The sequence below is a fragment of the Pantoea sp. X-Soil-TKNS-1211 genome (assembly GCF_059730495.1).
On record NZ_AP035953.1, the window covers coordinates 3,181,105 to 3,192,559 of the forward strand.

The 11,455-nt window shown below is 53.8% G+C and carries 10 protein-coding genes; 5 read left to right on the top strand and 5 right to left on the bottom strand.

Going from position 1 to position 11,455, the window contains the following annotated elements; all coding sequences use genetic code 11:
* Positions 1-2,019 (bottom strand): NAD-dependent DNA ligase LigA, encoded by a 2,019-nt coding sequence (gene ligA, locus AC6I8W_RS15060; protein WP_497835661.1) that lies wholly within the window; start codon positions 2,017-2,019, stop codon positions 1-3.
* Positions 2,020-2,092: 73 nt separating this feature from the next.
* A complete protein-coding gene (zipA, locus tag AC6I8W_RS15065) occupies positions 2,093-3,061 on the bottom strand; it encodes a cell division protein ZipA (protein ID WP_497835662.1) in 969 nt (322 codons plus the stop codon).
* 217 nt (positions 3,062-3,278) lie between these two features.
* Here zipA and cysZ point away from each other — a divergent pair, with 217 nt between their 5' ends.
* The 5 genes from cysZ to crr all read left to right on the top strand — a co-directional run bounded on the left by cysZ (position 3,279) and on the right by crr (position 8,229).
* Positions 3,279-4,037 (top strand): sulfate transporter CysZ, encoded by a 759-nt coding sequence (gene cysZ / locus AC6I8W_RS15070; RefSeq protein ID WP_497835663.1) that lies wholly within the window; start codon positions 3,279-3,281, stop codon positions 4,035-4,037.
* Between the two features lie 140 nt (positions 4,038-4,177).
* Positions 4,178-5,149, top strand: a complete 972-nt coding sequence (gene cysK, locus AC6I8W_RS15075) for a cysteine synthase A (protein ID WP_013509991.1) — start codon at positions 4,178-4,180, stop codon at positions 5,147-5,149.
* A 390-nt stretch (positions 5,150-5,539) separates the two neighbouring features.
* The gene (gene ptsH / locus AC6I8W_RS15080; protein WP_007889063.1) at positions 5,540-5,797 is read left to right on the top strand and encodes a phosphocarrier protein Hpr; all 258 of its coding nucleotides are present in this window, start codon (positions 5,540-5,542) and stop codon (positions 5,795-5,797) included.
* A 158-nt stretch (positions 5,798-5,955) separates the two neighbouring features.
* A complete protein-coding gene (ptsI, locus tag AC6I8W_RS15085) occupies positions 5,956-7,683 on the top strand; it encodes a phosphoenolpyruvate-protein phosphotransferase PtsI (RefSeq protein WP_497835664.1) in 1,728 nt (575 codons plus the stop codon).
* A 42-nt stretch (positions 7,684-7,725) separates the two neighbouring features.
* Positions 7,726-8,229 carry a PTS glucose transporter subunit IIA gene (crr, locus tag AC6I8W_RS15090; RefSeq protein WP_013509993.1) on the top strand — a complete coding sequence of 168 codons (504 nt, stop codon included), beginning with the start codon at positions 7,726-7,728 and terminating at the stop codon, positions 8,227-8,229.
* Positions 8,230-8,287: 58 nt separating this feature from the next.
* Here the strand turns inward: crr and AC6I8W_RS15095 are convergent, their stop codons facing one another.
* From AC6I8W_RS15095 to cysM, 3 genes are all read right to left on the bottom strand, one after another.
* Positions 8,288-9,661: an ATP-binding protein gene (locus tag AC6I8W_RS15095; protein ID WP_497835665.1), complete on the bottom strand. Its 1,374-nt coding sequence runs from the start codon at positions 9,659-9,661 to the stop codon at positions 8,288-8,290.
* Complete coding sequence (locus AC6I8W_RS15100; protein WP_497835666.1) at positions 9,658-10,338, bottom strand: response regulator transcription factor; 681 nt, start codon at positions 10,336-10,338, stop codon at positions 9,658-9,660. The genes AC6I8W_RS15095 and AC6I8W_RS15100 overlap by 4 nt, the downstream gene beginning before the upstream one ends.
* A 178-nt stretch (positions 10,339-10,516) precedes the next feature.
* On the bottom strand, positions 10,517-11,398 hold the full coding sequence (gene cysM / locus AC6I8W_RS15105; protein ID WP_497835667.1) for a cysteine synthase CysM: 882 nt from the start codon (positions 11,396-11,398) through the stop codon (positions 10,517-10,519).
* Between the last annotated feature and the right edge of the window lie 57 nt (positions 11,399-11,455).

The following is an 11,455-nucleotide window of genomic DNA, read 5'->3' on the forward strand; positions in this document are numbered from 1 at the left end:
TCAGGCTCCGAGCAGGCGAATCATCTCTGCTTCGTCAATCACCGCAATGCCCAGTTCCTGCGCTTTCGCCAACTTAGAACCCGCGGCTTCTCCGGCAATCAACAAGTCAGTTTTCTTCGATACGCTGCCGCTGACTTTAGCACCGAGTGCCGTCAGACGGGCTTTGGCATCATCACGGTTCATCTGCGACAGCGAACCGGTTAATACCACGGTTTTTCCGGCAAACGGGCTATCGATCTCCGCCGCATTCACCACCTCAACCTGTGGCCAGTGCACACCCATTTCCCCAGTCAGTTCGCGGATCACTTCACGGTTGCTCTCTTCATCCATAAAATTGCGCACGTGGCTGGCGACCACTTTGCCGACATCCTGCACCGCTATCAGCGCATCCAGATCGGCATCCATCACTTTTTCCAGCTCACCGAAATGATTGGCAAGGTTAGCCGCTGTGGCTTCCCCCACCTCACGAATGCCTAGCGCATAGAGGAAACGCGGTAGCGTGGTGAATTTGGCTTTCTCCAGCGCATCAACCACATTCTGCGCCGATTTTGGCCCCATACGATCCAATCCGGTCAACTTGCCGGCGGTAAGGCGGAACAGATCAGCGGGGGTTTTGACGTATTCCTTTTCCACCAGTTGATCGATGATTTTGTCGCCCATCCCCTCAACATCCAGCGCGCGGCGCGAGACAAAATGCTTGAGCGCCTCTTTACGTTGCGCGCCACAAATCAGGCCACCGGTACAGCGCGTCACCGCTTCGCCTTCCACACGCTCCACATCAGAACCGCAAACCGGGCAATGGCTGGGGAACACGATTTCACGCGTGTCTTCCGGGCGTTCCGATTCCACCACGTTCACCACTTGCGGGATCACATCGCCTGCGCGTCGAATCACCACTTTGTCACCAATGCGCAGTCCCAGGCGGGCAATTTCATCGGCGTTATGTAGCGTGGCGTTGCTGACCACCACACCGGCCACCTGCACCGGCTCCAGACGGGCCACCGGCGTGATAGCTCCGGTACGCCCCACCTGAAACTCCACGTCGCGCACCACGGTCATCTGCTCCTGCGCCGGGAATTTGAAGGCAACAGCCCAGCGCGGTGCACGGGCAACAAAACCCAGCTGTTCCTGCAAGGCCAGTGAATCAACCTTGATCACCACGCCATCGATATCAAACCCCAGCGTCGGACGATCCTGTTCAACCTGGCGATAAAACGCCAGCACCTCATCGGCATTATTGGCCAGGCGGATGCGGTCGCTCACCGGTAAACCCCAGGCTTTAAATTGTTGCAGACGCCCGAGGTGGCTGGCAGGCATCTCACCGCCTTCCAGCAGGCCAACACCGTAGCAGAAGAAGGTCAGCGGACGCTTCGCAGTGATGCGTGGATCGAGCTGGCGCAGCGAACCGGCTGCGGCATTACGTGGGTTTGCGAAGACTTTCGCGCCAGTACGACGTGCTTCTTCATTCAGCTTTTCAAAGCCAGTTTCCGTCATAAATACTTCGCCACGGACTTCGACACGGGCCGGGATAATGTCGCCATGCAGACGCAGCGGGATGGCGTGGATAGTGCGCACATTGGTGGTGATGTTTTCCCCGGTGGTGCCGTCGCCACGTGTAGCGGCGCTGACCAGCAGGCCATCTTCATACAACAGGCTGACCGCGAGACCATCCAGCTTGAGTTCACAGCAGTACGTCAGATCATCGCTACTTTTCAGACGATCCTGAACGCGTTTGTTAAAGGCAAGGAAACCCGCTTCATCGAAGGTGTTATCCAGCGACAGCATGGGAACTTCGTGGCGTACCTGTTCAAAGGCGGCCAATGGTGCGGCACCAACACGTTGCGTTGGTGAATCCGGTGTCACCAGCTCGGGGTGCGCGCTTTCGAGGTCACGCAGTTGCGCCATGAGTCGGTCATACTCTGCATCCGGGATTTCCGGCGTATCCATCACATGGTAGAGATATTCGTGGTGACGTAACGTGGTGCGCAGCGCGGTGATCTGCTCCTGAACCGATTTCATAGTGCCTCATCCGATAAAAAACCCCCGACAGGCGGGGGTTATAAGTAGAGATTTTTGACGCCAACGTAGGTTATCAGCCGATAATCTCGCGAATACGTGCTTTATAAGTTTCCAACTTTTGCGGCGTCATCATACGACGCTCATCATCCAACACCACACCGCCGACATCATCAGCGATACGCTGTGCGGATTGCAGCATCAGTTTAAAGTTCTGATTTGCATCGCCGTACGACGGCACCATCATAAAGATGGACACGCCTGGCGTGCTGAAATCACCCATTTCGTCCGGGTTGAACGAGCCGGGTTTTACCATATTCGCCAGACTAAACAACACCGGGCCACTACCGGCCGGGCTGAGATGACGATGGAAAATATTCATTTCGCCGAACTGGAAGCCTGCCTGCAGAATCCCCTGCAACAACGCTTCGCCATTCAGCACACCGCCTGCATGGGCCGCAACGTGCAGCACCAGCACCGCTTCTTTCTTGCTACCTGCAGCGGCTGGCTGCGGCTGTTCGTCATGAGCAACCGGCGTATTTTCTTCCGGCTCTGGTTGTTGCGCGACAACCAGCGGTTCCTGGTCCAGCAACGGGTCAGACTGAATCGGTTGCGGCTGTGCGACGGGTTTTACCACAGGGGCAACCGGTGCTACAGGGGCAACCGGTGCTACAGGGGCAACCGGTGCTACAGGTTGCTGGCGCACTTCTGGCTCCGCATCGAACAGCGGATCGCGCGCAACGGAAGGTTCCTGACGCGGTGCAGGCTGACGAACAGGCTCAGGCGCACGCGCGGGCTTCTCTGCGTAGCCACCCAGTTCCGGTTCATCATGCGTATCGCGACGAACACGTACTTCGCCGACGCCTTCATCATCGTCGCTCAGCAGATCATCATCCGCTTCTTCGCGTTGTTTCAGACGTTTGTGCGGGCGATCGCGAAACACGGAGGAGCGCTCTTTACGGCTGGTCCACAGTCCGTGAAGTAGCAGCGCTATTATGGCGATCGCGCCAACAACGATTAATATCAGACGCAAATCCTGCATCATTGTATTCTCTGTTGTTCCAATACCTTGCCACCACGGCAAACTTTACCCTCTAACTGTATTTGCCCAGCTACACAAGTGCAAGTCTGCGCAGTATTTTCTGACAAATAAGATAGCTCCCCCACGCTTTTTTGCTGATTTTTCGTGCAAAGCGACCCTGTTGCCGATAAAAAGCCAGGTTATGATGTTCGCGCCCGTACACATTGGAGAAAGGCTCGTTATGCCCGCTGAGAATTCAGTCTCAACTTTAAATGGTATTCATTACTTCGCCGAGGGATGGAAGCTGGTACGTCTGCCCGGCATTCGCCGTTATGTCATCATCCCATTGCTGGTCAATATCGTGCTGCTGGGTGGAGCCTTTATTTGGTTATTCCACCGCCTGGGGCAATGGATACCGCAGTTAATGGCCCATATTCCCGACTGGCTGCAATGGCTGAGCTACCTGCTCTGGCCACTGTCAGTGATTTCGATTGTGCTGGTATTCAGCTACTTTTTTTCCACTATCGCCAACTTAATTGCCGCGCCTTTTTGCGGCCTGCTGGCCGAACAACTGGAGGGACGTTTGACGGGTAAACCGCTGCCTGATAGCGGCTGGGTTGCCATGTTTAAAGATATCCCACGCATCATGAAGCGTGAGATGCAGAAGCTGGGCTACTACTTGCCCCGCGCCCTGGGGTTGTTGTTGCTCTACTTTATTCCGGGGTTTGGGCAGACGGTGGCGCCGATTCTATGGTTTTTGTTCAGCGCCTGGATGCTCTCAATCCAATATTGTGATTACCCGTTTGATAACCACAAAGTGAGTTTTCAACAGATGCGCAATGCGTTACGTCGCCATAAAAGCGCCAATATGCAATTTGGCGCACTGGTCAGCCTGTTTACCATGATTCCGATTCTGAATCTGGCGATTATGCCAGTCGCCGTATGTGGTGCCACCGCCATGTGGGTTGATCGCTATCGCCAGCAAAATGGCCGTCATTAATCCATCAAAAAGCCTTATGCATTTTTGCATGGGGCTTATGGTCATGGGCTATATAGATATACGATTTCTTTCCTTCCGCACACGGGCAGAAAAGGTATGCTCTGAGGGTTCCCAATATTTCATACAGTTAAGGACGAGCTATGAGTAAGATCTATGAAGACAACTCGCTGACAATTGGTCATACGCCGCTGGTTCGACTGAACCGCATCGGTAACGGCCGCATTCTGGCGAAGGTCGAGTCCCGTAACCCGAGCTTCAGCGTCAAATGCCGTATCGGTGCCAATATGATTTGGGACGCAGAAAAACGCGGCATCCTAAAACCTGGCGTAGAACTGGTGGAACCGACCAGCGGCAACACCGGTATCGCTCTGGCTTATGTGGCTGCGGCGCGTGGTTACAAGCTGACGCTGACGATGCCGGAAACGATGTCGATTGAACGTCGTAAGCTGCTGAAGGCACTGGGCGCGAATCTGGTGCTGACCGAAGGCGCGAAAGGTATGAAAGGTGCCATCGCCAAAGCAGAAGAGATTGTTGCCAGCGACCCGGACAAATACGTGCTGCTCCAGCAGTTCAGTAACCCCGCTAACCCGGAAATCCACGAAAAAACCACCGGCCCGGAAATCTGGGAAGATACCGATGGTGCTGTCGACGTATTCATTGCGGGTGTCGGCACCGGCGGTACGCTGACGGGTGTGAGCCGTTACATCAAAAATACCAAAGGCAAGAAAGACCTGATTTCGGTCGCGGTAGAGCCGACCGACTCCCCGGTTATCGCGCAGGCGCTGGCAGGTGAAGAGATCAAACCCGGCCCACACAAAATTCAGGGTATCGGTGCCGGTTTCATTCCGGGCAACCTCGATCTGAAGTTGATTGACCGGGTGGTCGCCATCACCAATGACGAAGCGATCAGCACCGCACGTCGTCTGATGGAAGAGGAAGGTATTCTTGCCGGTATCTCCTCAGGGGCTGCGGTAGCCGCTGCGCTGAAGTTGCAGGAAGATGAAGCCTTCGCCAATAAGAACATCGTGGTGATACTCCCCTCTTCTGGCGAGCGTTATCTGAGTACCGCGCTGTTTGCCGATCTGTTCACCGAAAAAGAGCTGCAACAGTGACCGGTCAAAGTCTGAAATGACGAAAAAAGCACCCAAATGGGTGCTTTTTTGTGGCTCAGATCTCACTTTTACCACCTGGCAGATTGCTTTCAGTGACGTGGGTCTGGTATTTAAGCAACCAATTATTTCGATGCCTGAAATTAATCAGGCTTTGAAGTGGATCAAGCTGAATCGATTTACTGATTTGGCGATACGGCGAATCACGGCATAATGAGCAGATGGAGCGATCATCTCTGCTTTTGATCCTTCCGCTGGATGTGACGCTTACATCGCATGCGCATTTTTTTGGTTAGCGTGATGCCATCCAGTGCACCTACACAGGCTAAAGTTACGGCTCCAGGCTAGACTTTAGATCCATAACACCAAACCTGATAAAGTTGGGGAAATAGAATGTTCCAGCAAGAAGTTACCATTACCGCACCTAACGGCCTCCACACTCGTCCTGCAGCTCAGTTCGTTAAAGAAGCCAAGGCTTTCCAGTCAGAAATCACTGTGACCTCGAATGGCAAATCTGCCAGCGCGAAAAGCCTGTTCAAACTGCAGACACTGGGTCTGACTCAGGGTACGGTTGTTACGCTGTCTGCCGAAGGTGAAGATGAGCAGCAAGCGGTTGAACACCTGGTGAAACTGATGGCTGAGCTGGAGTAATCCGCTCAGTTTGTGACTAAACCGACTCCTTTGCCCCATTGAGTGCAAACATCTTGATCGCGGACAACTTGTCCGCGTTATTGCTTCCGTAGATTGACTTATCCGCGACAATGGCAATGCATTGGGTCAACGAGCCATCGTGATTAAAAGGTAGGGTTATGATTTCAGGCATTTTAGCATCACCGGGTATCGCCTTCGGCAAAGCATTGCTGCTAAAGGAAGATGAGATCGTCATCAACCGTAAAAAAATTTCTGACGATCAGGTTGAGCAGGAAGTACAACGCTTCCTCGACGGACGCAGCAAGGCTGCTATCCAGCTCGAAGCCATCAGAGTTAAAGCCGGTGAAACCTTCGGTGAAGAGAAAGCGGCGATCTTTGAAGGTCACATCATGCTGCTGGAAGACGAAGAGCTGGAGCAGGAAATCATCGACCTGATCAAAAAAGATCACGCGACTGCTGACGCTGCGGCCCACTCGGTTATTGATGGTCAGGCGAAAGCCCTGGAAGAGCTGGACGACGAATATCTGAAAGAACGCGCCGCTGACGTGCGTGATATCGGTAAACGCCTGCTGCAAAACATCCTCGGCCTGCACATCGTCGATCTCAGTGCAATTCAGGACGAATCCATTCTGGTGGCGAAAGATTTGACGCCGTCAGAAACCGCACAGCTGAACCTGAAAAAGGTGCTGGGCTTTATTACCGATCTCGGTGGTCGTACCTCACACACCTCCATCATGGCGCGTTCGCTCGAGCTGCCAGCAATTGTTGGTACAGGTAACGTGACTGCTACCGTTAACAACGGTGATTTTCTGATTCTGGATGGCGTAAACAACAAAGTTTATGTCAACCCGACGCCAGACGTACTGGAAGAGCTGAAAGCCATCCAGACGCAATATCTGTCAGAAAAACATGAACTGGCGAAACTGAAAGACCTGCCGGCTATCACCCTGGATGGTCATCAGGTTGAAGTTTGCGCCAACATCGGTACGGTACGCGACGTGGCCGGTGCAGAGCGTAACGGTGCGGAAGGCGTCGGCCTGTATCGTACTGAGTTCCTGTTTATGGACCGCGATTCACTGCCCACCGAAGAAGAACAGTTCCAGGCCTATAAAGCCGTTGCTGAAGCGATGGGTTCACAGGCGGTTATCGTCCGTACCATGGACATCGGCGGTGACAAAGATCTGCCGTATATGAACCTGCCGAAAGAAGAGAACCCGTTCCTCGGCTGGCGCGCCATCCGCATCGCGATGGACCGCAAAGAAATTCTGCATGCCCAGCTGCGTGCCATTCTACGTGCCTCGAAATTCGGCAAACTGCGTATTATGTTCCCGATGATCATTTCGGTGGAAGAAGTTCGCTTCCTGAAAGCGGAACTGGAAACGCTGAAAGCGCAACTGCGCGAAGAAGGCAAAGCCTTTGATGAGACCATTGAAGTGGGCATTATGGTGGAAACACCCGCTTCAGCGGTTATTGCTCGTCATCTGGCGAAAGAAGTCGACTTCTTCAGTATTGGGACAAACGACCTGACGCAGTATACTCTGGCGGTCGATCGTGGTAATGATTTGATTTCTCACCTCTATAACCCAATGTCGCCTTCGGTTCTGGGCCTCATCAAGCAAGTGATCGATGCATCACATGCCGAAGGGAAATGGACCGGCATGTGTGGTGAGCTGGCTGGTGATGAACGTGCTACACTACTGTTACTGGGAATGGGGCTGGACGAATTCAGCATGAGTGCCATTTCAATCCCAAGCATCAAGAAAATTATCCGTAATACCAATTTTGAAGATGCGAAGGCATTGGCGGAGCAGGCTCTGGCTCAACCCACAGCAGACGATTTGATGAACCTGGTGAACAAGTTCATCAAAGAAAAAACACTCTGCTGATCCGCGAGACGCTGGCCCCAAATTACTGCTTAGGAGAAGATCATGGGTTTGTTTTCTAAACTTTTTGGCGATAAAACAGAGAGCGCATCAGGGACTATTGAAATTGTAGCGCCTCTGTCAGGCGAAATCGTGAATATTGAAGACGTACCAGATGTGGTATTCGCGGAGAAAATTGTCGGTGACGGTATTGCGATCAAACCGACCGGCAACAAAATGGTTGCGCCGGTTGATGGCACCATCGGTAAAATTTTCGAAACCAACCACGCATTTTCAATCGAGTCTGACAACGGCATCGAGCTGTTCGTCCACTTCGGTATCGACACGGTTGAACTGAAAGGTGAAGGCTTCAAACGTATCGCTGAAGAAGGCCAGAAAGTGAAAAAAGGCGACGTGGTGATCGAGTTTGATCTGCCGCTGCTGGAAGAGAAAGCAAAATCCACGCTGACGCCGGTGGTGATCTCGAACATGGACGAGATCAAAGACCTGATCAAACTATCTGGTCCGGTAACCGTGGGCGAAACCCCGGTGATTCGTATCAAGAAGTAATTCGCAGTCTGGATAGTAAAACGGCACCTGATGGGTGCCGTTTTTGTTTCCGAGGGAGTTAGTTCTGTTTCCAACGTGGCAGCCTGAGCGTCAGTTCCAGCCCACCTTCCGGGCGATTCACCGCCTGGACTTCACCGTGATGCGCCAGCACCACCTTACGCACAATCGACAGCCCCAGACCGTAGCCCTTGCCCATCAACGGCGAATTGACGCGTACAAAGGGGTCGAAAATGCTGGAAAGCTTTTCATCATCGACACCCGGCCCCTGATCGCGCACACGAATCGCCAGCCACTGGTTTTCCGCTTGCAAGCGCACCTGAATATGCTGCCCCTTGAGGGAAAAACGCAACGCGTTGCGCAGCACATTCTCCACCCCACGACGAATCAGCTCAGCGTTGCCATGCACGGTGTAATCCGCATTTTCATCGACCTGAAAATCGACCTTCACCCCGGGAATTTGTGCCTCGTAACGAACATCCGTCACTATTGCATGCAGCAGTCCTGTCAGATCGAAGTACTGCTCGCCCGGCATACTCTCGTGCTCGGCGCGTGAGAGCGTCAGCAGTTCGCCAATCATCTTATCCAGCCGACGTGCTTCTTCATCGATACGATTCAAAGAGGATTCGACGCTTTCCGGCGTCTGACGCGCCAGACCGGTTGCCAGCTGTAAGCGTGCTAGCGGTGAACGCAACTCATGGGAGATATCATGCAGCAGCTCCTCACGTGCTTTCACCAACGTATCCAGCCGCTCCACCATCGCATCGAAATCCTGCGCAACGCTGGAAAGCTCGTCATGGCGTTTACGCATCACCGGATAGAGTCGCACGCTCAGGTCACCACTGCTCACGCGGGCAAAACCTTCGCGTAACTGACGCATCGGACGCGTCAGGTTCCAGGCCAGCAGCAGGCTGAACAGCAAGCCAAGCGCACCGGCAAAGGTAAACATCGGCTCCGGAATATTCAGGATGCGGCGCGGACCGCCAACACCCATCGAGCTATCTTCCCGCAACGCTTTGACGTCATAGCGCAGCTCGTACTCTTTACCGTCCGATCCTTTTACCCAGCGCACAATCACATCGGGAAAAGGACCGTGGAACGGCTCATTAAAACCTGATGGCGGCAATCCTTCCGGTGGGGTATTCACCGTGGGGCTCGGTTTGCTGTGCTGGATAACCGAGAAAAACTGACGATCATTCGGTTCCCAGTCGGCCATCATGTCATCCAGCGCGCCTGGACCGCCTCGCTCCAGCACCGAGACCGCCGATGCCATCTGCAAATTGACGATACGGCGAATTGCCACGATTTCTGGCGGTTCGTGGCGGTTACCTGAAAGCGAAAAACCAAGCCACAGCAGCTGGCTGATAATGACAAATACAATCCAGAAGCCCAGCAGGATCTTCCAGAACATCCGGCCACGGTAGCTATGTTTCATCGAATGCGATAACCAATACTGCGCACGGTTTCGATATTGACGCTGTCAGCGGTCAACGCTGCCAGTTTCTGGCGAATGTTGCTGATATGCACATCGACGCTGCGATCGTAGGCTTCACGCGGACGCCCCAGCCCTTTTTCCGACAGCTCATCTTTCGATACCACGCGATCGGGCGCACGCATCAGCAGATCGAGCAGGTTAAATTCGGAGGCAGTGAGATCAAACGCCTTGCCCTGCCATTCGGTAATTCGGGTAGCAGGATTGAGGATTAAATCGCCCCAACGCAGCACTTCTTTTTTGTCCGGCAGGGGTGCCTGATCTTCAAAGCGACGCAACACGGCACGCAGACGCGCTACCAGCTCACGCGGATAACAAGGTTTTGGCACATAATCGTCCGCCCCCATCTCCAGACCGATGACACGATCGATATTGTCGCCTTTGGCGGTCAGCATGATTACCGGCAAACGGCTGTTCTGGCGCACCTGACGCAACACATCAATTCCGCTCATATCCGGAAGCATGATATCGAGGATCATGGCGGTGTAATTGCCTGAAAGCGCACCTTCAACTCCGGCACTTCCGGTCAAAACCAGTTGTGCATCAAAGCCTTCCGCAATCAGGTATTGGCTCAGCATAGTACCAAGCTCTAAATCGTCATCAACAAGCAGAATTTTCATCTTTATCTCTCGTACAAAATTGCCGCTATTTTGTCCTGAGTTCGTCCTGAGCGCAGCCGGTTTTACTCGATCCTTACAGTGACGATACTCCGTAGCGACGCGATTTATCGCGCGAATGTAAAACACAGGAAAAGAGCGCGATAAATCGCGCCGCTACGCATTTTTACAAGAGGATAGTTTAGTGGAAAACACCGGTGGAGAGATAACGGTCGCCGCGATCGCAAATAATCGCCACCACCACACTGCCCGGTTGCGCGCCGGCAACACGTAATGCGCCTGCCACCGCCCCACCGGAGCTGACACCGCAGAAAATACCTTCGCGCCGCGCCAGCGCACGCATGGTTTCTTCGGCTTCCTGCTGGGACATATCCATCACTTCATCCACCAATTCCGGGCGAAAAATCCCCGGCAGATAGGCACTCGGCCAGCGGCGGATACCGGGAATGCTGCTACCTTCCTGCGGTTGTAAGCCAATGATTTTCACCGCAGGAGCAAACTCACGCAGGTAACGTCCCACGCCGGTAATGGTGCCGGTGGTGCCCATGCTGGAGACGAAATGCGTCATCCGTTGCTGACTCTGCTGCCAGATTTCCGGGCCGGTGGTCAGGTAGTGGCCGAGTGGATTATCCGGGTTGTTGAACTGATCCAGTACCCTCCCCTCCCCGCGCGCCGCCATCTCCTGCGCCAAATCGCGTGCCCCTTCCATGCCCTGCTCACGCGTTACCAGCACCAGCTCAGCTCCGTAGGCCCGCATCGCATCCTGACGTTCCTGACTCATGTTATCCGGCATCAGCAAACGCAGACGATAGCCTTTCATCGCCGCAATCATCGCCAGCGCGATGCCGGTATTGCCGCTGGTGGCTTCAATCAACGTATCGCCCGGTTTAATTTCTCCACGCCGTTCCGCCTGGTGAATCATCGACCAGGCTGCGCGATCTTTTACCGATCCCGCCGGATTATTACCTTCCAGTTTTAACCAGATTTCGCTGCCGTTGTCAGGCGTCAGGCGCTGCAACTTAATCAACGGCGTGTTGCCGATGGTATTTTCCAGTGTGGTCACGGTCAGATTCCCGGCGTAGAAAGAGAGGCAAAGAAATCGGGCGGGAAAATCCCGCCC